This window comes from Streptomyces sp. NBC_01294 (genome assembly GCF_035917235.1).
Classification (GTDB): domain Bacteria; phylum Actinomycetota; class Actinomycetes; order Streptomycetales; family Streptomycetaceae; genus Streptomyces; species Streptomyces caledonius.
In genome coordinates, this window is record NZ_CP108423.1 from 7,094,715 (window position 1) to 7,118,818 (window position 24,104).

General features: G+C 73.0%; 19 protein-coding genes and 1 pseudogene. 10 read left to right on the top strand and 10 right to left on the bottom strand.

The genetic code is table 11. The features are described 5' to 3' along the window. Positions 1-5: 5 nt before the first annotated feature. The 3 genes from OG534_RS32110 to OG534_RS32120 are packed head-to-tail and all read right to left on the bottom strand — an operon-like array spanning position 6 to position 3,606. Positions 6-2,330 carry an ABC transporter permease gene (locus tag OG534_RS32110; protein WP_326592708.1) on the bottom strand — a complete coding sequence of 775 codons (2,325 nt, stop codon included), beginning with the start codon at positions 2,328-2,330 and terminating at the stop codon, positions 6-8. A 2-nt stretch (positions 2,331-2,332) separates the two neighbouring features. Continuing rightward, the gene (locus OG534_RS32115) at positions 2,333-3,103 is read right to left on the bottom strand and encodes an ABC transporter ATP-binding protein (RefSeq protein ID WP_326592709.1); all 771 of its coding nucleotides are present in this window, start codon (positions 3,101-3,103) and stop codon (positions 2,333-2,335) included. Next, positions 3,100-3,606 carry a PadR family transcriptional regulator gene (locus tag OG534_RS32120; protein WP_326592711.1) on the bottom strand — a complete coding sequence of 169 codons (507 nt, stop codon included), beginning with the start codon at positions 3,604-3,606 and terminating at the stop codon, positions 3,100-3,102. The genes OG534_RS32115 and OG534_RS32120 overlap by 4 nt, the downstream gene beginning before the upstream one ends. Positions 3,607-3,772: 166 nt before the next feature. Here OG534_RS32120 and OG534_RS32125 point away from each other — a divergent pair, with 166 nt between their 5' ends. The 5 genes from OG534_RS32125 (at position 3,773) to OG534_RS32145 (ending at position 10,679) form a co-directional block, all read left to right on the top strand. Next, positions 3,773-5,053, top strand: a complete 1,281-nt coding sequence (locus OG534_RS32125) for an ABC transporter substrate-binding protein (protein WP_326592712.1) — start codon at positions 3,773-3,775, stop codon at positions 5,051-5,053. Positions 5,054-5,281: 228 nt separating this feature from the next. After that, positions 5,282-6,964 (top strand): glycoside hydrolase family 13 protein, encoded by a 1,683-nt coding sequence (locus tag OG534_RS32130; protein WP_326592713.1) that lies wholly within the window; start codon positions 5,282-5,284, stop codon positions 6,962-6,964. Positions 6,965-7,076: 112 nt separating this feature from the next. Continuing rightward, a complete protein-coding gene (locus OG534_RS32135; protein WP_326592714.1) occupies positions 7,077-8,396 on the top strand; it encodes an ABC transporter substrate-binding protein in 1,320 nt (439 codons plus the stop codon). A 10-nt stretch (positions 8,397-8,406) separates the two neighbouring features. Beyond that, the gene (locus OG534_RS32140; protein ID WP_326592716.1) at positions 8,407-9,750 is read left to right on the top strand and encodes an ABC transporter permease subunit; all 1,344 of its coding nucleotides are present in this window, start codon (positions 8,407-8,409) and stop codon (positions 9,748-9,750) included. Beyond that, positions 9,747-10,679 (top strand): carbohydrate ABC transporter permease, encoded by a 933-nt coding sequence (locus OG534_RS32145; protein ID WP_326592717.1) that lies wholly within the window; start codon positions 9,747-9,749, stop codon positions 10,677-10,679. Before OG534_RS32140 ends, OG534_RS32145 begins: the two co-directional genes overlap by 4 nt. 32 nt (positions 10,680-10,711) lie before the next feature. Here OG534_RS32145 and OG534_RS32150 read toward each other — a convergent pair whose 3' ends face one another. From OG534_RS32150 to OG534_RS32160, 3 genes are all read right to left on the bottom strand, one after another. Beyond that, positions 10,712-11,791, bottom strand: a complete 1,080-nt coding sequence (locus tag OG534_RS32150; protein WP_326592719.1) for a sensor histidine kinase — start codon at positions 11,789-11,791, stop codon at positions 10,712-10,714. Beyond that, the gene (locus OG534_RS32155; protein WP_326592721.1) at positions 11,784-12,482 is read right to left on the bottom strand and encodes a response regulator transcription factor; all 699 of its coding nucleotides are present in this window, start codon (positions 12,480-12,482) and stop codon (positions 11,784-11,786) included. Before OG534_RS32155 ends, OG534_RS32150 begins: the two co-directional genes overlap by 8 nt. A 67-nt stretch (positions 12,483-12,549) precedes the next feature. Beyond that, on the bottom strand, positions 12,550-13,266 hold the full coding sequence (locus OG534_RS32160; protein WP_326592723.1) for a VanZ family protein: 717 nt from the start codon (positions 13,264-13,266) through the stop codon (positions 12,550-12,552). Positions 13,267-13,420: 154 nt separating this feature from the next. Here OG534_RS32160 and OG534_RS32165 point away from each other — a divergent pair, with 154 nt between their 5' ends. Both OG534_RS32165 and OG534_RS32170 read left to right on the top strand, forming a co-directional pair. After that, complete coding sequence (locus OG534_RS32165) at positions 13,421-13,933, top strand: SRPBCC family protein (protein ID WP_326592725.1); 513 nt, start codon at positions 13,421-13,423, stop codon at positions 13,931-13,933. Between the two features lie 224 nt (positions 13,934-14,157). Next, positions 14,158-15,939 (top strand): alpha/beta hydrolase, encoded by a 1,782-nt coding sequence (locus OG534_RS32170; RefSeq protein WP_326592727.1) that lies wholly within the window; start codon positions 14,158-14,160, stop codon positions 15,937-15,939. A 50-nt stretch (positions 15,940-15,989) separates the two neighbouring features. Here OG534_RS32170 and OG534_RS32175 read toward each other — a convergent pair. Both OG534_RS32175 and OG534_RS32180 read right to left on the bottom strand, forming a co-directional pair. Beyond that, positions 15,990-17,375: pseudogene (locus OG534_RS32175) on the bottom strand (amidase); the annotation flags it as partial. Continuing rightward, positions 17,362-17,571, bottom strand: a complete 210-nt coding sequence (locus tag OG534_RS32180) for a hypothetical protein (RefSeq protein ID WP_326592728.1) — start codon at positions 17,569-17,571, stop codon at positions 17,362-17,364. The pseudogene OG534_RS32175 and the gene OG534_RS32180, both read right to left, overlap by 14 nt. A 173-nt stretch (positions 17,572-17,744) precedes the next feature. On the opposite strand from OG534_RS32180, the gene OG534_RS32185 reads away from it, so the two are divergent. Further along, positions 17,745-18,662 carry an MBL fold metallo-hydrolase gene (locus tag OG534_RS32185; protein ID WP_326592730.1) on the top strand — a complete coding sequence of 306 codons (918 nt, stop codon included), beginning with the start codon at positions 17,745-17,747 and terminating at the stop codon, positions 18,660-18,662. Between the two features lie 119 nt (positions 18,663-18,781). Here OG534_RS32185 and OG534_RS32190 read toward each other — a convergent pair whose 3' ends face one another. Continuing rightward, entirely contained in the window at positions 18,782-19,363 is a 582-nt protein-coding gene (locus OG534_RS32190) for a TetR/AcrR family transcriptional regulator (protein ID WP_326592731.1), read from the bottom strand. Between the two features lie 128 nt (positions 19,364-19,491). Here OG534_RS32190 and OG534_RS32195 point away from each other — a divergent pair, with 128 nt between their 5' ends. Together OG534_RS32195 and OG534_RS32200 are read left to right on the top strand one after the other, a co-directional pair. Further along, complete coding sequence (locus OG534_RS32195; RefSeq protein WP_326592732.1) at positions 19,492-20,799, top strand: MFS transporter; 1,308 nt, start codon at positions 19,492-19,494, stop codon at positions 20,797-20,799. Between the two features lie 111 nt (positions 20,800-20,910). Continuing rightward, positions 20,911-22,401: an APC family permease gene (locus OG534_RS32200; protein WP_326592733.1), complete on the top strand. Its 1,491-nt coding sequence runs from the start codon at positions 20,911-20,913 to the stop codon at positions 22,399-22,401. Here the strand turns inward: OG534_RS32200 and OG534_RS32205 are convergent. Further along, positions 22,355-24,016: a PucR family transcriptional regulator gene (locus OG534_RS32205; protein WP_326592735.1), complete on the bottom strand. Its 1,662-nt coding sequence runs from the start codon at positions 24,014-24,016 to the stop codon at positions 22,355-22,357. The two genes, OG534_RS32200 and OG534_RS32205, sit on opposite strands and share 47 nt — an antisense overlap. Positions 24,017-24,104 lie beyond the last annotated feature (88 nt).

The window sequence follows — 24,104 nt, forward strand, 5'->3', positions numbered from 1 at the left end:
CGCGGTCAGAGCGTCTCGCTCAGCGAGTCCGCCAGGCGCCGCCGCGCCGCCCGGGTCGCCGGCAGCGCGGCCGCCGCCACCGCACCCAGCACCGCGCCGACGACCACCGCCGACAACACGGGCAGCGAGGGCAGCCGGGCGATCCCCGCACCGATCCCGCTCGACGCGCCCTGGGTGTCCACCAGCCAGCTGCCGGCCACCGCACCCACCGTCGTCCCCACCACCGAGGAGACGAGCGCGGTCAGACCGGCGGCCGTCACGATCATCGCCCCGATCTGCCGGGGCGTCAGCCCGATCGCCTTCAGCGCGAGCAGGTCCCGGCCCCGGTCGCGCACGCCCGTGCTGATCAGCGTCAGGAGTTCGGTCAGCCCGATCAGCGCCAGCACCGCGATCAGGGCGGCGATCACTCCGCGTGCCGGTTCCAGCCGGTCGGCCGGATTGGGCGTCTCCCGGATCTCCAGCGTTCCACCGGCGGCCACGGCGAGCGTGCCGCTCACCGCCCGCGGGTCGGCCCCCTCGCGCAGCACCAGGGCGTGGAAGGCGGGCCGCAGCTGCGGATCGCGCTCCCGCAGGGCGTCGATGGTCGTCGTGATCACCCGGCCGCCGGATTCGGGTTCGATGGTGCGGCCGACGAGGTGCAGGATCTGCGGTCGTCCCCCGACGGTCATCCGTACCCAGTCGCCGACGCGGACCCCGAGGAGGTCCAGCAGCCCCTGCCCGGCGACCGCCTCGTCCGGACCGCCGACCGCGCGCCCCTCCACCACCGCGGAGGGGTACGGGTGGGCGGCCGTGCCCAGCCCGCGCAGGGTGATGGTGCCGGTCTGCCCCGGCACGAGCGCCGCCATCTCCGCGCCCGGATGGACCGCGGCGACGTCCGGGATCGTCGCGAGGGTCTGCTCCAGCTCCGCGTCCGACGGCCCGGCGGGCTGTTCGGCCCGTACGGTCAGAGCCGCGGGCCGTCCCATCTGCGCGGGCCGGCTGCGGAACTGGTCCAGCGTCGACCAGGCGACGAGCGCGACCGTGATGAGCACCAGCGGCAGGGCGAGCCGGGCCACCGGTACGAGCGTCCGGCCGCGTCGCGCGAAGGCCGCACGCCACCCCAGGACCAGGGCCGGAGGAACCCGCATCCCCAGGGCCCGCCGGCCGAGTGCGGTCATCGGCGCGGCGGACGGCAGCGCGGCCCGGGCCACCGGGACCGGTGGCACCCGTCCGGCCCGCCAGGCCGAGAGCCCGGTGGCGGCCGCGATCAGCAGCACCGCGCCGCAGGGAATGCCGATCATCAGCGCCGTATGGCCGGGGAGGTCCTGCCACACCGCCGCCGCCTCGCCGATCCGCCCCGGTATCCGGGCACCCAGCAGGGCGATCGCCGCCGTGCCGAGGGCCACGCCGAGGAACGCGAAGGCCAGGTGCTGTACGAGGAAGCCGCGGGTCACCTGGCCGGGGGTGAAACCGACGGCCTTGAGGATGGCGATGTCCCTCAGCTGGCCGCGGACCCGCGCGCCGATCGCTCCCGACGCGGCCAGCGCCGCCGCGAGCAGCGCACCGAGCCCGAAGACGGCGAACATCTGTCCCAGGAGCCGGTCGTCGCCGCCCGCCTCGGCCCGTGCCTGCTGCCACTTGGTGACCTGTGCCACCCGGTCGGCGCCGAGCAGGGTCACCGCGCGCTGGACGATGAAGTCGGTGTCGTCCGGATCCTCCAGGCGCAGCCCGACGCTCTGCCCGGTGTCCCCCCGGGCGATCCCGTCGAGCGTGCCGGGGAGCACCCAGCCGATCCCGGGTCCGTCGCCCGGCCGGTAGCGGGGCTCGGCCACCTCGGCGATCCCGCCCACCCGCAGCATGTGCGCGGTGCCATCCGGTCCGGTGACGCGCACCGTGTCACCCGGCTCCGCCCAGAGCGCCCGCGCGACCGAGTCCTCCAGTACGACGGTGCCGTCCCGGTCGCCGTCGTCCGCCCGGTCGAGCCAGCCGCCCGTGGTGACGAGCGGCCGCCCCGTCTCCGGGGGCGCCGCCCCGGCCGCGCGCAGCGTCACCCCGACCCGCGCGCCACGCGACTCGACCGTCGTCGCCGCCGTGCGGTAGGGACCGGAGAGGGCCGCGACGCCGTCCACGCCGGACAGGGCGTCCATGTCCGCCCCGCCACGGGTGTGCAGCCAGATGTGCGCGCCCTGGGACTGGTTGAAGACCCGCTGCCAGGGGTTGGCTGCGTAGCTGAACAGCGCGCCGGCCAGCAGGAGCGAGGCGATGACGCCGGCGCTGGCCAGCACGACGAAGAGGGCTTCGCCGCGGTGTGCGCGGAGGTCGGCCTGCGCCCAGCGCAGAGTGGCCCGCACCGTCACTCCTTGAGTTCGAGTACGCCGGAGACGCCGCCGCCCGGACCGCGGCGCCCGCCGCCGAGCTGCGCGTCGTCGGCTATGCGCCCGTCGAAGAAGCTGATGACGCGGTCGGCGGCACTGGCCATCCGGGCGTCATGGGTGACCATCATGATCGTCTGGCCGCGCTGGTGGAACCGGGTGAGCAGCCGCAGCACCTCGCGGGTGCCCTTGCTGTCGAGGCTGCCGGCCGGTTCGTCGGCGAGCAGCAGGGTGGGGTGGTTGACCAGCGCGCGGGCGAGCGCGACCCGCTGCTGCTCGCCGCCCGACAGCTCGCCGGGCATCGACCGCTCGCGGCCTTCCAGGCCGAGTTCGGCGAGCAGTTCGGCGCGGGAGTCGCGGGCGGCCTTGGGGGAGGCGCCGGCGAGCAGGGCGGGCAGCTCGACGTTGTCGGCGACGGTCAGGTTGGAGACCAGGTTGAAGAACTGGAAGACGACGCCGATGCTGCGGCGCCGCAGGACCGCCCAGCGGGCCTCGCGGTACGCGTCCACCCGCTCCCCGCCGAGCCACAGCTTCCCGCTGTCGGGCCGCTGGAGGCCGCCGATCAGATGCAGCAGCGTGGACTTGCCGGCCCCCGACGGCCCGGTGACCGCGACGAACTCGCCCGGCTGGACGGACAGGTCCACCCCGCGCACGGCGTGCACCGGAGCGCCCTCGCCGTGGTGCGTCTTGGTCAGGCCCTCGGCGCGCACGATGGGCACGGCAGGAGCGGTGGTGGTGGCGTCGTCGCTCATTCCAGCTCCTCCTGACAGCGTTCCAGCCAGTCGAGGTCGGCCTGCAGGTGCAGCATGGCGCCCTCGATCAGCAGTTGGGAGATCTTGTTGTCGCGGTCCTCGGCCGCGGCCAGCTTCGACAGGTCCCGCATGGTGTTGAGGTACTGGCGCCGCTGCTTGTTGATCAGCGCGACGGGGTCGGCCAGGCCCGACCGCGGTGCGAGCGCGATTTTCATGAAGAACTCGTCCCGTACCCGGGGCTCCTCCGCGGTGTCCTCGAACCAGGCCAGTACGGCCTCGCGCCCCGCGTCCGTCAGCCTGTAGGTGCGCTTGTTGGGCCGGCCCGCCTGCTCGACGTCCTCGCCTTCGATGAGGCCGCTCTTCTCCAGCCGGCCGAGGGTGACGTAGATCTGGCCGACGTTGGGCTGAGGGTACGCGGCGCCCAGGAGCTTCTCAAGGTCCTGCTTCAGCTCGTAACCGTGCGCGGGGCTACGGGTGAGGAGTGCAAGGAGCGCCAGCCGCACTCGCCCCCTCCTTCCCGCTCCGTAGTCAACTGTTCACCCGGCACCGGACCGATCGGCGTCCGAGTCCGTCTTGTCTGCCTGGGCGTCTAGTATCGCCCATGCCTAACGGGTATATATGGGCCACGATGGTCGGCGGCGCAGCCGGATCGTGCACTGGGAGGAATCTATGCGGTGGATGCGTGCCGCGGGTAGAGCTCTCCTGGTCGCGGCGGTGGTGCTGGCGGGATACGCCGGTTTCGGCGTCCGCGCCGACGCGGGCACGGGCACGGCCTCCGAGGGCCGCGGCCCCCTGACGCTCGTCACGGCGGGAGACCTGACCGACTACCTCTCCCCCCTGCTCGGCGACTGGAACCGCGACCACCCCGGCGAGCGCGTCACGCTCGTCGAACTGCCGGACTCGGCCGACGAGACCCGGGCCCAGATGATCAGCGAACTGCGATCGGGCCGCGACCGGTTCGACGTGCTGAACATCGACGTCGCCTGGACGTCCGAGTTCGCGGCGGCCGGATGGATCTCCCCGCTGGAGCGCGACCGCTTCCCCCTGGACTCCTTCCTGCGGCCGGTCGTCGACACCGCGACCTTCGACGGCCGCCTGTACGCGGTCCCGTACGTCACGAACGCGGGACTGCTCTACTACCGCAAGGACATCCTGGACCGCGAGGGCGAGCAGCCGCCGCGCACCTGGGCCGAACTGGTCCGCCAGGCGCGCACGATCGCGCCGAAGCACGGGCTGGACGGCTACGCGGGCCAGTTCCTGCCGTACGAGGGGCTCACCGTCAACGCCACCGAGGCCGTGCACTCGGCGGGCGGTTCGATCCTGCGCGACGACGGCGCCCGGGTGACCGTGGACTCCGACGAGGCGCGCGCCGGTCTGAGGTTCCTCGCCGACGGCGTGCGCGACGGCTGGATCTCCCGCGAGGCGCTCGGGTACAAGGAGGAGGAGTCCCGGCAGGCGTTCCAGGACGGCCGGCTGCTCTTCCTGCGGAACTGGCCCTACGTGTACGCCGACGCGAGCGCGGCGGGCTCGAAGGTCGCGGGCCGGTTCGGCGCCGTGCCGCTGCCCGGGCCCGACGGACCCGGCACCAGCGTGCTGGGCGGCTCCAACCTCGCCGTCAGCAGTCATGCGCGGCATCCGGCGTCGGCGGCCGACCTGATCTCCTACCTCACCAGTGAACGGGTCCAGCGGCGGGTGCTCACCGAGGGCTCGCTGCCGCCGGTGCGCGCCGCGCTGTACGAGGACCCCGAGCTGATCCGCGCGTATCCGTACCTGCCCACGCTCCGGCAGAGCGTGCTGTCGGCGGTACCGCGCCCCAAGAGTCCGCGCTACGACCAGGTGAGCCTCGCCGTACAGGCCGTGGCCCAGGACGTGATGGCGCTGCGCCTGACGCCCGAGCAGGCGGCGGCGCGGCTCGCGCGCGAACTCGGGGCGATCTCCCGCAAGGGCTGATCTCCCGGCACGGACTGTCCCCACTCCGTCACTCTCCAAGGGTCTCTACTTACATGTTAAGTAGAGACCCTTTCTCATGCACCCGGGCATTCACGAACAAACCACCCCAGCTTTTCGCTGTTTCTGGACACATCGTTGACACCTTCCGGTCAGCAGTACTTAACATGCATGCATAACAGCGCACCGATCTGGGGCGCCCTCGCATTCAGCAGAACAGGTCGACGCGAGATGCTCAGCACCCTTCCGGCCGGCATCGGCCACCCCTCCCGCAGTGCCACCTCCGCCGACTCCTGGTGGCGCGACGCGGTGATCTACCAGGTCTACGTCCGCAGCTTCCTCGACAGCACGGGGGACGGAGTCGGCGATCTGGCCGGCGTCCGGGCCGGGCTTCCCTACCTGCGCAAGCTCGGTGTCGACGGCATCTGGCTCAGCCCCTTCTACCCGTCGCCGCAGCACGACCACGGCTACGACGTCGCCGACTACTGCGGTGTCGACCCCGTATACGGCGACCTCGCCGAGTTCGACCTGCTGGTGTCCGACGCCCGCCGGCTCGGGCTCAAGCTGCTGCTCGACATCGTCCCCAACCACTGCTCCAGCGAGCACCCGTGGTTCCGCGACGCGCTCGCCGCGGGCCCGGGCAGCGCGCAGCGCTCCCGCTTCCACTTCGCACCCGGCCGCGGCCCGGACGGGGGGCAGCCGCCCAACAACTGGCACGCCATGTTCGGCGGCCCCGCCTGGAGCCGGACCACCGGGCCCGACGGCGCCCCCGGAGAGTGGTACCTGCACCTCTTCACTCCCGAGCAGCCCGACCTGAACTGGCGCGACCCCGCCGTGGGCGACGACTTCGAACGCGTACTGCGCTTCTGGCTGGACCGTGGTGTCGACGGCTTCCGCATCGACGTCGCCGCCGGACTGTTCAAGCACCCCGAACTGCCCGACTCGGACGACCCCGGGGCCGACGAACGGGCCCGCGACGCCGTCAACCAGCTGGCCTGGAACCAGCCCGAGGTCCACGACGTATGGCGCCGCTGGCGCGCGCTCTGCGAGGAGTACACCGCCCGGGACGGTCACGAGCGGCTGCTGGTCGGCGAGGTGTCCGTGCCGACCGCACGCGAGCACGCCGAGTACGTCCGCCCCGACGAACTGCACCAGGCGTTCTTCTTCGACCTGCTCAGCGCGCCCTGGGACGCCGACGCCTTCCGCGCGACGATCACCGAGGCGATGCGCGACATCGCCGGCACCGGATCCACCGTCACCTGGGTCCTCAACAACCACGACCAGGTCCGCACGGTCACCCGCTACGCGGGCGAGCCCGGGGTGGAGGGCAGCGGACTGGGAGCCGCCCGCGCCCGCGCCGCGGCCCTCCTGATGCTCGCCCTGCCCGGCGCCGCCTACGTCTACCAGGGCGAGGAGCTCGGCCTCCCGGAGGTCCTCGACCTGCCCGACGAGGTCCTCACCGATCCGATCTTCCGCCGCACCGGCAGCCGCAAGCACGTACGGGACGGCTGCCGCGTGCCCCTGCCCTGGTCCGGGCACGCCTCCCCGTTCGGCTTCAGCCGGGAGGCGGTCGGCGCCAAGCCGTGGCTGCCGCAGCCCGAGTGGTTCGCCGAGCACGCCACCGACCGCGCCCTGGCCGACACCCGCTCCTTCTGGCACCTCTACCGCGACGGCCTCCAGCTGCGGCGCACCCTGCCGCAGCTCGGCGACGGCACCCTGCGCTGGCTGGACGCGCCCGCGCACGTACTGGCGATCGCCCGCGGCGACGGCCTGGTCTGCGCGGTGAACTTCGGCACGGAGCCGGTGCCCGCCCCGGTCCCCGGCACCCCGCTGCTCGCCAGCGGCCCCTGCGGTGACGGTGTGCTCCCCGCGGCGACCGCCGCCTGGTGGACGGCCGAGTGCCCGGCCCCGTGAGCCCCCCGGCACCCGCCTCCGACCCGCCCTCCCGCCCCTGTCCCTGACCCTGTCCCGCCCCTGTCCCTGCCCCTGAACTTCTCGAAAGGACCCCACGATGCGACGACCCAGCATGACGACGACCCGACGGACCACGGCCACCACCACCGCGGCCCTCGCCCTCGCCCTCGGCGCCACCGCCTGCGGCGGCACCACCGGACCCGCGAGCGGCGGCGAACTCGGCGGCCAGACCGTGACCGTGGCCGGCGTCTGGACCGGCAGCGAGCAGGAGAACTTCAAGAAGGTCCTGGACGCCTTCACCGAGAAGACCGGCGCCAAGACGGTCTTCGTCCCCTCCGGAGACAACGTCTCCACCTTCGTGGGAAGCAAGATCGAGGGCGGCAACGCTCCCGACGTGGTGATGGTCCCCCAGGTGGGCGTGCTCCAGCAGTTCGCGAAGGAGGGCTGGCTCCAGCCCCTCTCCGACCAGACCGCCAAGACGGCGGACACCACCCTCGCCCCGGTGTGGAAGAACTACGGCACCGTCGACGGCACGTACTACGGCCTCTACTTCAAGGCCGCCCACAAGTCCACCGTCTGGTACACCCCCGAGGCCTTCACCCAGGCCGGCGTCAGCGAGCCCAAGAGCTGGTCCGACATGCTGAAGGCGGGCCGCACCCTCGCCGACTCCGGCCGCCCGGCCTTCGCGATAGCCGGCGAGGACGGCTGGACCCTCACCGACTGGTTCGAGAACATCTACCTCTCCCAGGCCGGGCCGGAGAAGTACGACCAGCTCGCCCGGCACCAGCTCAAGTGGACCGACGAAAGCGTCGTCAGGGCGCTGACCACCCTCGGCGAACTGTTCAAGGACAAGCAGCTCGTCGCCGGCGGCGCCCAGACGGCCCTGGCCACCGACTTCCCCTCGTCGGTCGCCCAGGTCTTCGGCCCCGAGCCCAAGGCGGGCATGGTCTATGAGGGCGACTTCGTCGGCGGCATCGCCAAGGGCCAGTTCGGCAAGAAGCTCGGGCAGGACGCCAAGTTCTTCCCGTTCCCCTCGGTCGACGGCGGCCGGGCGCCGGTCGTCAGCGGCGGTGACGCGGCCGTAGTCCTCAAGGACGCGAAGAACAGCAAGGCCGGCGCGAAGCTGGTCGAGTTCCTGTCCGGCGCCGAGGCGGCCGAGATCTGGGCCGGCGCGGGCGGCTTCCTGTCCCCGAACAACGAGGTCGACTTCGCCTCGTACGGCGACGACACCACCCGCAGCACCGCCAACTCGCTCATCGCGGCGGGCAATTCGATCCGCTTCGACATGTCGGACCAGGCGCCGGCCGCGTTCGGCGGCACCAAGGGCGCGGGCGAGTGGAAGCTCCTCCAGGACTTCCTGCGCGACCCGTCGGACCCGCAGGGCACGGCCGCGAAGCTCGAGGCCGAAGCCGCCAAGGCGTACGGGAACTGAGGCGGTCCCCATGGCTGACGTCCTCACCGCCCGCGCCGCGGCGAACCCGCGGCGCCTGGCGCAGAGAAAGAAACGCCGCCTCGCCGTCGTCTTCGTCCTGCCGGCCCTGCTGCTGCTCGGCGCCCTGGTGGTCTACCCGGTCGTCTTCTCCGTGGGCCGCAGCTTCTTCGACGCCGGCGGCGACCGCTTCGTCGGAGCCGGCAACTATGCGGCGATCATCCACGACCCGGCCACCCTCAAGGCCATCCGCAACAGCACCATCTGGGTCGTCGTCGCGCCGCTCCTGCTGACCGGACTCGGGCTGATGCTCGCCGTGCTCACCGAGAAGGTGCGCTGGGCCACCGCCTTCAAGCTGGTGCTCTTCCTGCCGATGGCCGTGTCGTTCCTCGCCGCGGGCATCATCTTCCGGCTCGCCTACGAACAGAACCCGGACCGGGGCGTGCTCAACGCCGCCGTCGTCGGCGTCCACGACGCCTTCGCCGACCCGGCCGCCTACCCGACGGCCCGTGCCCGGGAGGGCCACGGTCTGACCGGCAGGGCGGGCGGCCCGTACAGCACCGGGGAGACCGTGCGTCCCGGCCGCTCGGTCAGCCTCGGATTCGTCGGGGTGGCCCCCGACACGCTGCCCGCCGGAACGAAGGCCGCGGCCGGTGCGGCAGCCGGTGCGGCGACCGCCGCAGACGCCATCGCGGGCGCCGTCTACCTCGACTTCGCCCCCGGCGGCGCCGGTACGCCCGGCACCGTCGACCCGGGCGAGAAGGGCCTGCCCGGCATGACGGTCGAGGCCGTACGGGACGGCCGGGTGGCCGCGACCGCCACCACGGCCGACGACGGGTCGTTCCGCCTCACCGGGCTGGCCGACGGCGAGTACGCCGTCAGGCTGCCCGCGGCCAACTTCGCGGCCCCCTACCAGGGCGTGAACTGGCTCAGCCCGGCGCTGGTGACGCCGGCCATCATCGCCGCCTACCTGTGGGTGTGGACCGGCTTCGCGATGGTCCTGATCGGAGCCGGCCTCGCGGCCATCCCGCGCGACGCGCTGGAGGCCGCGCGGATGGACGGCGCCACCGAGGGCCAGATCTTCCGCAGGATCACCGTGCCGCTGCTCGCACCGGTGCTCACCGTCGTCTTCGTGACCCTGGTGATCAACGTGATGAAGGTCTTCGACCTCGTCTACATCATCGCGCCCGGACCGGTCCAGGAAGAGGCGAACGTGCTGGCCACCCGCATGTGGCTGGTCTCCTTCGGCGGAGGCAACGACCAGGGGCTCGGCAGCGCGCTCAGCGTGGTGCTCCTCCTGCTGGTCGTCCCGGCGATGGTCTTCAACATCCGGCGTTTCCGAAGGAGCGGAGCATGAGCCGCCACAGCACCATCGAGCGCCCACCGTCCCGCCGGGCGGCAGCCGCCCGGCCCGTCCCCACCCCGTCCGCGCCCGGGTCTCGCCGCGGGAGCCGGCTCTCGCGCCTGCTGGGGGGCTCCGTCGTCCAGGGCGTGCTGATCCTGGTCGCCCTCGTCTGGATCACCCCACTGGCGGGCCTGTTCCTGTCCTCGATGCGCTCCGAACAGGACAACGCCTCCGACGGCTGGTGGACCGCGCTCACCGACCCGGCCCAGCTGTCCCTCGACAACTACGGCGCCCTGCTGAAGGACTCCGGAATCGCGGCGGCCTTCGGGAACACCATCCTGATCTCCGTGCCCACCACCGTCCTGGTGGTCGCCATCGCGGCACTGGCCGGATACGCCTTCGCGTGGCTGGACTTCCCCGGCCGGGACGGACTCTTCCTGGTGGTCGTCGGACTGCTGGTCGTACCCGTGCAGATCGGGCTGCTGCCCGTGGCCAAACTCTTCGGCGCGGTCGGACTGTTCGGCACGATCGCCGGCGTCGTCCTCTTCCACGTCGCCTACGGCCTGCCGTTCGCGATCTTCCTGCTGCGCAACTACTTCGCCGAGATACCGCGCGAAATGCTGGAAGCCGCCCGGATGGACGGCGGCAGCGAGTGGCGGATCTTCTCCCGGCTCGTCCTGCCGCTCGGCCGTCCCGCCCTCGCGAGCCTGGGCATCTTCCAGTTCCTCTGGGTCTGGAACGACATGCTCGTGGCGCTGCTCTTCGCGGACAGCGGCTCCCAGCCGCTCACGGTCGCGCTGCAGTCCCAGATGAGGCAGTTCGGGAGCAACATCGGCGTCCTCGCACCGGGGGCGTTCCTGTCCCTGGTGGTCCCGCTGATCGTGTTCTTCGCCTTCCAGCGCCACTTCGTCCAGGGCGTGATGGCGGGCTCGGTGAAATAGCCGCCGCCCCCGTCCTCACCGGTGATACACCCCTACGGCGTGCCGGGAAGCCGGACCGTGACGAGGAGACCGCCGGCGGGGCGGGGGACGAGGTCGAGGGTCCCGTCGTGGGCGCGGACGATGCTGTTGACGATGGCCAGGCCGAGGCCGACGCCGGCGTGCTCGTCGGTGCGTACGCGTTCCGTTCCGCGCTGGAAGGGTTCGGTGAGGGTCGGTACCAGTTCCGGTGGGAGCCGGCGGCCCGTGTTCTCGACCCGCAGCACGCTCGTGTCGCCGTGCGCCTCGGTGCGGACGGTCACGCTGCCGCCGGCGGGGAGGTTGTGGACGACGGCGTTCTGGACGAGGTTCGTCACCATCCGCAGCAGGAGCTCCGCGGAGCCGCTGGTCCGGGCCGCCCCGCCGGTGACGTCGAGAGTGATCCGGCGCTGTTCGGCGAGGGGGAGCAGCGTTTCGGCGGCTTCTTCTGCGACGAGGGAGAGGTCGACGCTCTCGGGGCGGAAGGTTGCGCGGTCGCCGCGGCTGAGCAGCAGGAGGGCCTCGGTGAGGTCGATCGCCCGCGTATTGACGGCGTGCAGGCGTTCGATGAGTTCGCCCCGGTCCCGCGTGGGGTCCTCGCGGGCGACGTCGAGGAGCGTCCGCGAGATCGCCAGCGGGGTGCGCAGTTCGTGGGAGGCGTTCGCGGCGAACCGCTGCTGCTCGGCGACGTGGGACTCGAGTTGTTCGAGCATCGAGTCGAACGCGTCGGAGAGTTCACGGAATTCGTCCTGGCGGCCCTTCATGCGGATCCGGTGGGACAGCGACCCGTTCCCGGCCATCCGTGCCGCATCCCTGATCTGTGTGAGGGGTGCGAGCATCCGCCCGGCGAGGATCCATCCCCCGACGAGGCCGAACACGAGCAGGAAGGCCATCGCCACGGCCGCGGCGGGGGCGAAGGTGCGCACGAGGAGGTAGCGGTTGGGCGAGATCCCGAGAAGACCCTGGGAGGTGTCGGGCACGTAGCGCAGCAGGAACACCCACACCACGGCCAGCAGGAGCGTGCCGGCGAGGCCGAGGAACCCGGCGTAGCTGAGGGTGAGTTTCAGTCGGGCGCTGAGCCCCGGGCGCCTATCCACGCGTGCGGCCGGGGGCGACGGGGGCGGCCGTACCGGTGTCGATCCGGTAGCCGACGCCGGGCACCGTGGCGATGATCCACGGTTCGCCGAGCCGTTTGCGCAGGGCGGAGACCGTGATGCGCACGGCGTTGGTGAGGGGGTCGGCGTTCTCGTCCCAGGCCCGTTCCAGCAGCTCTTCGGCGCTGACGACCCCGCCCTCGGCGGCGACGAGGACCTCCAGCACGGCGAACTGTTTGCGGGTGAGCGCGACGTAGCGTCCGTCGCGGAAGACCTCCCGGCGGAAGGGGTCGAGCCGCAGGCCCGCGAGCTCGCGGACCGGGGGCCGGGCGTACGCGCGTCTGCGGTCGAGCGCCCTCAGCCGCAGCACGAGCTCCCGCAGCTCGAACGGTTTGGTGAGGTAGTCGTCGGCGCCGAGCCCGAACCCGGAGGCCTTGTCGTCGATCCGGTCGGCAGCGGTGAGCATGAGGATCGGGATGCCGCTGCCGGAGGCGACGATGCGCCGGGCGACCTCGTCGCCGGAGGGGCCGGGGATGTCGCGGTCGAGGACCGCGAGGTCGTAGGCGTGGACGCCGAGCAGTTCCAGGGCGGAGTCGCCGTCGCCGGCGATGTCGGCGGCGATCGCCTCCAGCCGCAGACCGTCACGGACGGCTTCCGCCAGGTAGGGCTCGTCCTCGACGATCAGTACGCGCATGTCCGAAGCCTAAGCAGCACCGCATATCGCCGTCGTATGCACAGCGCGTGCACGCCGGACACGCGACTCAGCCTGCCGGCGTCGCAGTCGGCGCCGGCACGGGGCGCGGCTGTTCCGACGGCGCCCGCGCCGCGGTGCGCCACCAGCGGCGCGACGCGAGGGCGGCCAGCACGGCGCCCGCGGCGTTGACCAGTACGTCGTCCACGGAGGACACCCGGTCCAGCCGCAGGACGTACTGTGCCGTCTCGACCAGGACCGAGCAGCCCGCCCCGAGCGCCAGGACCCGCGGCACGGACGCCACCGCCGCGAACCGCATCGGGGCGAAGAACCCCAGTGCCGCGAAGACCAGCAGGTTGCCGACGATCCCGAGCGGTCCCATCACGAGCAGGTCCCGCAGCGGTACCAGGCTCACCCGGCCGGGGACGATGCCGGCCGCGGCGCCCGGCATCATGGTCATCCACAGGAACGGCACCGTCCCGAGGACCATGCCCACCTCGGCCAGCGACGTCCGCCAGGCCGGTGTGACACCGCGGGCTCGCCGACGGCACGCCAGAGCCCACGCCACCAGCACGGCCAACGGCAGCGCGACCAGTGTCATGAGCACCACACCGTTGAACGTGTCGAGGCAGCCGTGCCACCGCCCGGTGATGCACGCCGGAGCGGACATCATGAGCGGCCGCCGCACGACGAACACGGCGCTCGCCAACGCGAGGACCGCCAGGCCGAGGAGCACGACCCTGCGCGTGCGGCGGGGCGGTGCGGGCAGCGATGCGTTGTGGTTCATGCCCCCATGGGACACGGAAGACGGTTGCGGTGGCGTATCCGATTTCCGATACGCCCGCGATACACGCGATCCCCGGCACGCAACTGATGAAGTTACCCCGAGGTAGTCAGAGGTGCGCCGGGACGGTAGCGTCGGCCGCCGAGAGGGGAGAGCCATGCCTCGTACGTTCACGGTGTCCGACAGCATCGTCGTCCAGATCCGTCCCGCCGACGTCTACCGGCACGTTTCCGATCCCGCGCGGATGGGTGACTGGAGCCCGGAGAACCTCGGCGCCACCGTCCACGGAGGCGCCGGCGAGACCCGCGTCGGAATGGTCTTCGACGGGCGGAACAAGCGCGGACCCTTCCGCTGGACCACGCGCTGCACGGTGACGGCGGTCGAGCAGGACCGGCTGTTCCGGTTCCGGGTGCACGCCATCGGGGTCCGGCGCCCGCGGATTCCCGGCCCCATCGCCACCTGGGAGTACCGGTTCGAGCCGGTCCCGGAGGGCACCCGGGTGACCGAGACGTGGACCGACGACCGCCGCTCGTGGCCGGACCTCGCGGCCAACGCCTTCGACCGGGTCGCGACGCGGGGACACACCTTCGCCGAGTTCCAGCGCAGGAACATCGGCACCACCCTGCGCAACCTCAAGCGAGTCCTGGAGTCGGCGCCCGACATCGTGTGACCGCGATCCGACCTGATCCGACTCGACCCGACGCCGTTCCGGCCCGACGCCGACCCGACGCCGTCCCGCACCCGTTCGGACCCGTGCCGGTTGTGCGGCGCACCCCCCGCGGATGTGATGGCAGGCGGGGCCTGCCCACGCGACGTGAGGCCCGTTCCCGTACACGGAAGGGGCCGGCGATGCGCGGCTTCGGCATATCGACACATCTACGAGGCGTTGCGGCTGTGGCGGCCGGAACCGTTCTGGCGCTGCTGTCGGCGGCCGGTGTGGCGTCGGCAGGCGGTCCCGGCGGCGGCGACAGCGGCGACGGCCTCGTCCTGCGCTGGCGGCCGTGTACGCAGCCGGCCCAGGCGGGCTTCGAGTGCGCGGTGGCGAAGGTGCCACTGGACCACGCCGCCCCGTCGGGCCGAACGATCGACCTGGCGCTGATCCGTCACGCGGCGGCCGACCGGGGGCGGCGCGCCGGATCGCTGTTCTTCAACCCCGGTGGGCCCGGTGGCCCCGGGACCGTCGGACTGCCCGAGCTGTACGGCAAGTTCCCGCAGGAGCTGAAGGACCGTTTCGACATCGTCAGCTGGGACCCGCGCGGCGTCGGGGAAAGCACGGCGGTGCGGTGCTTCGACACCGCCGGCGAGGCCGCGGCCTGGCACGAAGGTGTCCCGCCGTTCCCCGTGGGCCCCCAGGAGCAGCGGGCGTACGTCGCCGCGTACGCCGACCTCGCGCAGCGCTGCGAGCGGCGCGATCCGCAGCTCCTGCGCCACATCTCGACCGCCGACACCGCGCGCGACCTGGACCTGCTCCGCCGGGCGGTCGGGGAGGAACGGCTGCGCTACTGGGGCATCTCGTACGGCACGCTGCTCGGCGCGACGTACGCGAACCTGTTCCCCGACCGGGTCGGGCGGCTCGTGGTCGACGGCAACGTCGACCCACGGGCGTGGGTGAACCGTGGTGCCGGAGGCGAGCCCGGGCTGAACACCTTCCTGCGCCTCGGTTCGCACCTCGGCTCCGCCGCCACCCTCGCGCAGTTCCTCGACCTCTGCGGCCGCGCCCCGGTGTCCGGCTGCCCCTTCTCCGCCGGGAGCCCGGCGGCGACCAGGGCCAAGTACGACGCCCTGCTGGCGCGCCTCGCCAAGGAGCCGGTGGGCACCTGGACGTACGCCCGCGCGGTGGGCGAGGTCCGCGGCGGCCTGTACTCCGTGCACCCGGGCTGGAGCGGTACGGCCGACACGCTCCAGTCGCTGTGGCAGGGCCGGGCGCCCGACGAGTCGCCGGCGCCGTCCGGGTCCGCCCGCTATCCCGGGTTCGAGCAGTCGCTCGCGGTCATGTGCGCCGAGAGCCCCAATCCCGCTTCTCCCGGGCACTACGCCGGACTTGAGGACCTGGCCGTGCGGCAGGCCGGGGCGCTCGGCCGGTGGTGGGCGTGGGCGAACGAGCCCTGCGCCGCGTGGCCGGCCCGCGCCGCCGACCCGTATGCGGGCCCGTGGAACCGGACGCCCGCGCACCCGGTGCTGGTGGTCAACGCGGTGTACGACCCCTCCACCCCCTACCGCGCCGGGCAGGCGATGGCCGCAGAACTCGCCGGGGCCCGGCTGTTGACGCTCGACGGCCACGGGCACACCGCGCTCGACAACCCGAGCACCTGTGTGAAGCGTCATGTGGTCCGGTACGTCCTGACCGGGGCGCTGCCGCCCGAGGGGGCGCGGTGCGGGCAGGACGTACCGCCGTTCACGACCGCGGGGAAGCCGTCGTCGCGAGCCGCGTCGCCCCGTCCGGACGGGACGGACGGCACGGGCAGGACGGGCGGGACGGGCGGGACGTGGAGCACGGGCGGACGACCTGCCGGACCGTTCACGCCCTGGCCGCTGCGACCGCCGGGCCTGTTCCCGGACCGGCCCGGCTGGATCGCGGTGGTGCTGCCCGGTATGACGGACGCGGCCGTGAGTGAGGGCGTGGGCAAGGAGGGCGTGGGCAAGGAGGACGTCCGCAGCGTGCGCAGGGCGCGGTAGCCAAGCGGTGGGGCGGCGCCGCGCGGCCGAGAACCCCCAGGCGGCCGGTGCAGGCCGGAGGCGGTGCCGGTCCGCTCGTACGCGTGCCCCGCACGCAGCAGTACGGCCTCGCCGAAGGGCTTCCCCATGAGCTGCATGCCGATCGGCATGCCGTGCGGGTCCCGGCCGACCGGCACGGTCAGCGACGGCACACCGGTCACGTTGGCCGGTGCCGACAGGCGCACATAGGCGTCGGAGACACTCTCCACCGTGCCGTCGCCCCAGGTCACCGTGGTCTGTCCGGCCTTCGCGGCGGTGAGGGGCACGGTGGGCGCGGCGATCACGTCCACCCCGTCCGCCCCGTCCAGCATGTCCAGCCAGGCCCGGCGCATCAGGGTGCGGGCTCGCTGGGCGCGGAGGTAGTCCCCGGCGGTCATGAGCTCGCCGGCCTCCAGGAGGACGCGGACGTCCGCCCCGTAGAGATCGGGCACCGCGCGCAACGTCCGCTCGTGGTAGGCGGTGGCCTCCGGCACCATCAGCCCCCACTGGGTCGCCTGGATGTAGCGCGTCATCGGGATCTCGACCTCGACGAGCCGTGCGCCGAGGGCCTCCAGCCGGTCGATCGCGTGCCGCACCGCGGCTTCGATCTCCGGGGCCACGCGGTCGAAGTAGTAGTTGACCGGCACGCCGACGCGCAGTCCCGTCAGATCCGTGCCGGGCCCCGGCCGCTAGTCGACGGCCGGAGCCGGCACGGACGCCGGGTCGCGCGGGTCGTGGCCGGTCAGGGAGGCCAGGACCAGCGCGGCGTCCTCCACCGTGCGGGTCAGGGGGCCGACATGGTCGAGCGACCAGGACAGGGAGGTCACGCCGTGGCGGGGTACCAGCCCGTACGTCGGCTTCAGGCCGACGACCCCGTTCAGTGCGGCGGGGACCCGGATCGAGCCCCCGGTGTCGGTCCCCAGCGCGAACGTGGCCGCTCCGGCGGCCACGGCGACGGCCGACCCGCCGCTGGACCCGCCGGCGACCCGCCCCGGGTCCCAGGCGTTGCCGGTCTGAGGCGTGGTCAGGCCGTAGGCGAATTCGTGGGTGTGGGTCTTGCCGACGAACGCCGCGCCGGCCGCGGAGAGTTGTGCGGCGACGGTGCTGTCGGCCACCGCCCGGTGACCGTCACGCACCCGGGAACTCGCGGACGTGGCCGTGCCGGCCACGTCGATCAGGTCCTTCAACCCGGCGGGAATGCCGTGCAGAGGTCCTCGCGCCCTGTCGCTCATCACCTCGTCGGCCGCGCGTCGCGCTGCCTGCCGTGCATGGTCCGCCGTGACCAAGGAGTAGGGCCGCAGGCGCGGTTGGACCTGCTCGATGCGCTCCAGTACCGAGTCCACCAGCTCGACCGGCGACACCTGCCGGGTCCGTACCGCCTCGGCGGCGTCGGCCAGGGTCAATTCATACGGCTGCATCGTGCTGTTCCCCTCCCGCGCGGTACGCGAAGGACGGCGGTGTGTCCCCGAAGTCCAGTTCGCGCAGGACGGAGACGACGGAACGGATGTGGTCGGCGGTGGCCGCCACGGGCGCGTGGCGCTTGTTCGGCAGGGGGAGACCGGATCGAGCGGCCCAGCGGGCCGCCTCCGGCGGTGTGAGATCAGCGGCGGACATGTGGGGCCTTCCTGATAGGGCTGAGGAGGGGGCGGCGGGGCGGCGGCAGGGCGATCACCGCCCACTAAAGCTAAGAGGTTGCGTTAGCTGGTGACGGAGTCTACGGTACTTAAAGCGAATCAATCGCGTTTAGGTGGGCGCTGGCCCTCCGCAGACGAAGGAAGGCCCTCCTCGTGCACGCAGCACCGCTCGCCGTTGCCCCGTCCTGGACGATCGGCGACGTCACCGTCCACCGCATCGACGAGGTCCCCCTGCCGCCGGAGACCGGCCCCTGGCTCCTGCCGGCCGCCACCCCTGACGTCGTCGCCGAACAGGGCTGGCTCCGACCGGATTTCGCGGATCAGGACGGGGTCCTGCGCCTGGACAGCCACAGCTTCGCGCTGGTCGTGGACGGACTGCGCGTCCTCGTCGACACCGGCATCGGCAACGGCAAGACCCGCGCGAACCCGGCGTGGCACAACCTGCGCACCGATTACCTCGCACGTCTTGCGGCGGCGGGGTTCACTCCGGAATCCGTCGACGTGGTGGTGCTGACGCATCTGCACACCGACCACGTCGGCTGGAACACGCGGGAGGTGGACGGCGCGTGGGTGCCGACCTTCCCCAACGCCCGCTACCTCACGGCAAAGGCGGAGTACGACTTCTGGGCGGCGTACGACATGGAGGAGGCGCGGCGTGCGATGTTCCGCGACTCCGTGCATCCGGTCGAGGCGGCGGGGCTGCTCGATCCGGTCGACGTGCCTGCCGAGGGCGTCGACATCGCCGCCGGTCTGCGCCTGGTGCCCACCCCGGGTCACACGCCCGGTCACCTCGCCGTCCGGCTGAGCAGCGGCGGCGCCACGGCCCTGATCACCGGGGACTGCGTCCATCACCCCGTCCAGCTCGCACGTCCCGGAATCGGCAGCTGCGTCGACATCGACCCCGAGCGGGCCGAGGTGACCCGCCGCTCGCTGCTGGCCTCGCTCGCCGACACCGGCGCCCTCGTCCTCGGCACCCACTTTCCCCCGCCGACCGCCGGCCGTGTCGTCACCGCCGGAGACGGCTACCGGCTCGATCCGGTGCCCGGCCGGGGCGCGGTGGCCGGAGTCTGAGCCTGACCCCGACCCCGACCCCGACCCCGATCTCGACCCCGACCCCGACCCCGATCTCGACCTTTGGCGCAACGGGCCCTGCTGCTCGGCGAGATGCCCCGGCGAAGTGAAGCGACCGGTCAGCGGGAGGTGCCGGGGCCGTCCAGGCCGTCCAGGGCCTCCTGTACGAGCCGGCGCGCATAGGCGGCCGTGAGGTCGCCGGGACGGAAGAGGATGCGGTACATCATGGGCGCCACGACCCGGTCGAGGACCGACTCGACGTCCGGGGCGTCCTCGCCGCGCTCCGCCGCCCGGGCGAGCATGACGTCGATCTGCTCGGCCGCGTACGCGGAGCACCGCGCCGCGTTGTCGCCGTCGGGGGCGCCGAGCAGGGCGTCGCGAAGGTAGGCCCGGCCGATGGGGGAGCCCATCTCCTCGATGAACTGCTCGGACCAGCTCCGCAGGTCCGCCGAGAGGTCTCCGTGGTCCTGCGGCGGAGCGTCCGGCCGCAGGTGCTCCACGGCGACGTCCGACAGCAGCTCCTGCAGGTCGCCCCAGCGCCGGTAGATCGTCGAAGGGGTGACGCCGGCGCGGGCCGCGACCAGCGGGACGGTCAGCTCGGGGCGGCCCACCTCGGCCTGGAGCTCGCGCACGGCGGTGTGGACCGCCTCCTGCACGCGGGCGCTGCGGCCGCCCGGGCGGACCATCGGTTTGCGACTCATGCCGGCAGCTTAAAGCAAAGTTCTTGCTTCACGGTGGCAGCTTAAAGCGAATAAATTGCGTTAATGGTGGAGCGGGCGGTAGCGTGCTCAAAGTTGATCTTCTGTCCTGAGTCGGGAGTTGTCGTTCGATGACGAAGCGCCTGCCGTTCGTGCTGAACGCATCCGTCCTGATCACCCTGCTGGCCGCCTCCAGCGCGCCCACGCCCCTCTATCCCGTCTATCAGGACCGGTGGGAGCTGTCCGCGCTGTCCGTGACGGTGGTCTTCAGCGCGTACACCCTCGCCCTGCTGGCGGCCCTGCTCACCACCGGCGGTCTGTCCGACCACGTCGGGCGGCGCCCGGTCCTCGTGGCCGCGCTCGCCCTGGAAGCGGCCTCGATGGCGGCGTTCGCGAGCGCCGACGGCGCGGGAACGCTCATCGCCGCCCGCGTCCTGCAAGGAATCGCCACCGGCGCCGCCGCCAGCGCGGCGGGAGCCGCCCTCGTCGACCTCGACGAGCCCGGGCGCCGAGGCGGATCCGCCCTCACCAACAGCATCGCGCCGCCGGCCGGGATGGCCGCCGGCGTCCTGGCGGCCACCGTGCTCATCCGCCACGCGCCGGGACCGACCGTCACCGTGTACCTCGCCTTGATGCTCGTGTTCCTGGGGCAGGCCGCCGCCGTCGCCCTTTCGCCCGAGACCGCCCACCCCCACGCCGGGGCATGGCGTTCGCTGCGCCCCCGCGTCGCCGTCTCCCCGGTGGCCCGCCGGGCCCTCGTGATCAGCGGCGGGGGAGTCGTCGCCGTATGGGCCCTGGGCGGCTTCTACTCCTCCCTCGGCCCGGCGTTCGTCCGCCTCGTGGCCCCGAACGCCCCGCAGACGGCCGGAGGACTGGTCTTCTTCACCCTCAGCCTGTCGGCGGCCCTCACGGTCTGGGCCACCCGCGGGCTGCGCCCGGTGACCGCCGCACTGCTGGGCTGCTCCGCGGTTCCCGTCGCCGTCGCCCTGTCCCTGACGGGCATGCACCTGGTGAGCCTGCCCGCCGTCTTCACCGCGGCCCTCCTGGCCGGCGCCGCCTTCGGCGCGGTGTCACAGGGCTCGCTGCGCATGGTCCTCGCCGCGGTCCCGCAGCCGGACCGCGGCACGACGCTGGCCGCGTACCACGTGCTCTGCTACGTGGCGATGAGCGGGCCGGCCGTGGCCGCGGGACTCCTGACGGAGCTGTACGGCCTGCGGACGGCGGCGCACCTGTACGCCGTCCTCGTCGCCGTGGTCGCCACGGCCGCACTGCTCACCCTCGTCGCTGCCGTGCCGGTCCGGCGGCACTCGCCCGCGCCCTGTCTATGGCCGATCGGCCAATGCCACCCGCCGAGCACAGGAGGCTGGTCCGTTGGCCCGGTCCTTTCGGACCTACAGGATCCGTGCAGCGCCCGAGTGCCCGGGCGCACGGATCCCTGAGGAGCACCATCGATGCCCACGTTCACAAGAGCGGTCATGCGCCGCAAACCGCTCGACCAGCTGGTGTGAGAGGCGGACCAGGAGGGCGAGCACGGCGGGCTGCGGCGCACCATGGGGCTGGGCCAGCTGACCATGCTCGGCATCAGCTCCGTCGTGGGAACCGGGATCTTCTTCGTCCTGGGATCGGCCGTGCCCAAGGCAGGGCCCGCCGTCGTGCTCGCGTTCGCGCTGGCGGCCGTCGTCGCCGGCCTGGGGGCCCTGTGCTACGCGGAACTGGCGGGCGCGGTGCCCGTCGCCGGCAGCACCTATTCGTACGCGTACGCCTCGCTGGGCGAGGGGGCCGCGTACCTGGTCGCCTGGTGCCTGATCCTGGAGTACGGCGTGGCCGTCGCCACCGTCGCGGTGAGCTGGGGCCAGTACCTCAACGAGGTCACCGACGCCCTCTTCGGGTTCACGCTCCCCGACGTGATCAGCCAGCCGCCCGGAGCCGGCGGCGTGTTCAACCTGCCGGCGCTGGCGGTGGTGCTGCTGTGCTCCCTGCTGCTGGTACGCGACACCCGGGAGTCGGCCATCGTCAACACGGTGATGGTCTGCGTCAAGATCGGTGTCCTGGTCCTCTTCGTCGCCGTCGCCCTGACGGCCTTCGACAGCGACCGGCTCGGCGACTTCGCCCCGCACGGCGTGGCCGGGGTGACCCTCGCCGCGTCCGGCGTGTTCTTCTCGTTCATAGGCTTCGACGCGGTGTCCACCGCGGGCGAAGAGGTCCGCAACCCCCGCCGCACCGTGCCGCTGGCGATCCTGCTCACGCTGCTCGCCGTCACCGTCCTGTACGGGGCGGTCGCCCTGGCCGGCGTCGGCGCCCAGGACTCGGCGCGGTTCGGCGAGCAGGCGGATGCCGGTGACGCCGTCCTCGCCGAGATCCTCCGCGCCGTCACGGGCACCGGATGGCCCGCCCTGGTGCTGTCCGCGGGAGCGGTCGTGTCGATCTTCAGCGTGGTGCTGGTGACGCTCTTCGGGCAGACCCGCATCCTCTTCTCCATGGCCCGTGACGGCCTCGTTCCCCAGGTGTTCTCCCGTGTCGACCGCAAGCGGCACACCCCGGCCCGCAACACCTGGATCGTCGGGGCGGGCGTGGGTCTCCTGGCCACCTTCGTGCCGCTGCAGCAGCTGGCCGACCTGACCAGCCTCGGCACGCTGATGGCGTTCGTCGCCGTCGCCGCGGCCGTCGTCGTCCTGCGGCGCACGAACCCGGACGCGCCGCGCCCCTTCCGGCTGCCGCTGCATCCGCTCGTGCCGGTGCTGGCCGCCGTGTCCTGCCTGTACCTGGCGTGGCTGTTGCCCGGACTGACCTGGACCCTGTTCGGTGCGTGGCTGCTGCTGGCCGCCGGGCTCTACCTCGGGTTCGGCCGGCGCCACTCCCGGCTGGAACGAGCCGGCGGGGAGCCCGACGACGCCACGGCCGGCACCGCCACGGCCGCCACCGCCATGGCCGGCACCGCAACGCCCGGCACCACGACGCCCGTTGCGTCGGCGGCCGCCCCCGCGCCGTCCGCGGTCACGGCACCCGAGGCCCCGGAGGCGGCGGCTGGGCCGACCGCCTGAGCTCCAGCCAGACGGCCAGCCGGACATCGGGATCGTCGAGGTCCAGGGCGAACAGCTCCCGCGCACGCCGCAGGCGGTGCCGCAGCGTGTTCGGGTGCACCCGCAGCCGGTTCGCTGCCGTGGCGATGTCGCCCAGCTCGTCCAGCCAGGCCGTGATCGAGGCTCCGTAACTGGTGCCCTGTTCCGCGTCGTGGACGACCAGCTCGTCGACCCCGGACAGCCGGAGCCACGGGTCACGCTCCAGCTCGTCCCCGATCCGGTCGAGCAGGATCCGGTGGCGGACGTCGGCCACCGTCGCCGCCGGCGCTCCGGCCGGAGCGTCCACCGTGGCCCGCAGAATCGCCTCGGCCTCCCTGCGCAGGGAGGCCGAGGCAGCCGCGTCCCGGCACGGGCGGCTCAGCGCGGCACGCATACCGGGCGAGACCGCTCGCCGCACCGTGGCGAGTGCGGTTTCGGCGAGGCGCAGGCCGGACCCCCCCTCGGTCGAGTACGGCAGCAGGACGAAGACCACCCCGCCCGCCGCCGCGACGGTGACGTCCGGGCGGTGCGCCGCCGCATGCCGGGCCAGCTCGGACTCCGCGTGTTCGAGGACGGTGGCCAGGGCGGCGGCCGAGACCGGGAACGGCTCCCCGCCCGCCGCCGTCCCGGGCGGCGCGAAAGCCAGCAGCCGGAAGGGGATCCCCGTACGGATCCCGAGGAGCGCGCAGGCCTCCTCCGGCGCCGAACCCGAGTCCAGCAGCGCCAGGAAGGTGTCCCGGCGCAGCCGCCGTTCGGCCTCCGGCAGGTTCAGCAGCCGCAGCAGGTGAGGGGCGACGAGCCGCGCGGTCTCCGCGAGAGCCGCCACGCCCTCCTCGGAGATGCCGCCTTCCGGTTCGATCACCCACAACGTGCCCAGCGGCAGCGTGCCGGCGCGCACCGCGACGGCGGCCCGCGGCAGTTCCGCGCCGATGACAGGGAACCTCACCACCGTCTGCGAGGCCAGCACGCGCTGGTACTGCCGCGGCTGCTCGGGCAGCTCCGGTAGGTTCTCGATGCGGCGCTGGAGGATGCCGCGTTCGCGAGGCGCGTCGATGCGGACGCCCGGGACGCTCGAGTACGCGATGACGCGCCGGGCCAGGTCCTCCACCACGGCCGCACCCCCCACCACCGACGCCAGATGGTCCGTGAGCGCGTACAGCTCGCCTCCCATGGGCACCGCCCCGAGCACGGCCGTCGCGCCGGCACCGGTGAGGGCGCAGCTCAGCACGGCGTCGATGTTCCGCCACGGCAGGTCGTCCTCGGCGGCCAGCACGGCGACACCGTGCCGCTCGGCCTCGCCGACGAACGGCGCGGCGGTCTGCCCCCGGCGCTTGATGACGACGACGGTGCAGCCGCGGGCGGCCGCCTGGGCGGGCAGCGCGAGTACGCGGGGGTCCGCCGGATCGACGCCGACCAGCAGCAGAAGCCCGCCGGGTGACTCCGCGATCCGGTCGCCGGCGTCGTAGATGACCGTGCCGCGCACGGGCACGCCCAGACCGGCCGGGGCGGTGAGCAGGCGCAGGCCCGCGGGCCCGGCGCCGTCCAGTACGCCGCCCAGGGTGGCGGACCCGTCCAAGGCGATTGTGAGATCGGACAATGGAGGACTCGTTTCGTAGGCCGATCGGCAGCGGCGCTCGCGCCGGAGCGTTGCCAGGATATCCACAGGAGAACACCCGCCGAACCGA

Bases quoted from the DNA above. Each gene is read 5' to 3' on its own strand.
- OG534_RS32130 (WP_326592713.1), top strand. From the start codon at position 5,282: ATGCTCAGCACCCTTCCGGCCGGCATCGGCCACCCCTCCCGCAGTGCC.
- OG534_RS32140 (WP_326592716.1), top strand. From the start codon at position 8,407: ATGGCTGACGTCCTCACCGCCCGCGCCGCGGCGAACCCGCGGCGCCTG.
- OG534_RS32115 (WP_326592709.1), bottom strand. From the start codon at position 3,103: ATGAGCGACGACGCCACCACCACCGCTCCTGCCGTGCCCATCGTGCGC.
- OG534_RS32190 (WP_326592731.1), bottom strand. From the start codon at position 19,363: ATGAGTCGCAAACCGATGGTCCGCCCGGGCGGCCGCAGCGCCCGCGTG.
- OG534_RS32195 (WP_326592732.1), top strand. From the start codon at position 19,492: ATGACGAAGCGCCTGCCGTTCGTGCTGAACGCATCCGTCCTGATCACC.
- OG534_RS32180 (WP_326592728.1), bottom strand. From the start codon at position 17,571: ATGTCCGCCGCTGATCTCACACCGCCGGAGGCGGCCCGCTGGGCCGCT.
- OG534_RS32200 (WP_326592733.1), top strand. From the start codon at position 20,911: ATGGGGCTGGGCCAGCTGACCATGCTCGGCATCAGCTCCGTCGTGGGA.
- OG534_RS32165 (WP_326592725.1), top strand. From the start codon at position 13,421: ATGCCTCGTACGTTCACGGTGTCCGACAGCATCGTCGTCCAGATCCGT.
- OG534_RS32145 (WP_326592717.1), top strand. From the start codon at position 9,747: ATGAGCCGCCACAGCACCATCGAGCGCCCACCGTCCCGCCGGGCGGCA.
- OG534_RS32135 (WP_326592714.1), top strand. From the start codon at position 7,077: ATGACGACGACCCGACGGACCACGGCCACCACCACCGCGGCCCTCGCC.
- OG534_RS32155 (WP_326592721.1), bottom strand. From the start codon at position 12,482: ATGCGCGTACTGATCGTCGAGGACGAGCCCTACCTGGCGGAAGCCGTC.
- OG534_RS32125 (WP_326592712.1), top strand. From the start codon at position 3,773: ATGCGGTGGATGCGTGCCGCGGGTAGAGCTCTCCTGGTCGCGGCGGTG.
- OG534_RS32160 (WP_326592723.1), bottom strand. From the start codon at position 13,266: ATGAACCACAACGCATCGCTGCCCGCACCGCCCCGCCGCACGCGCAGG.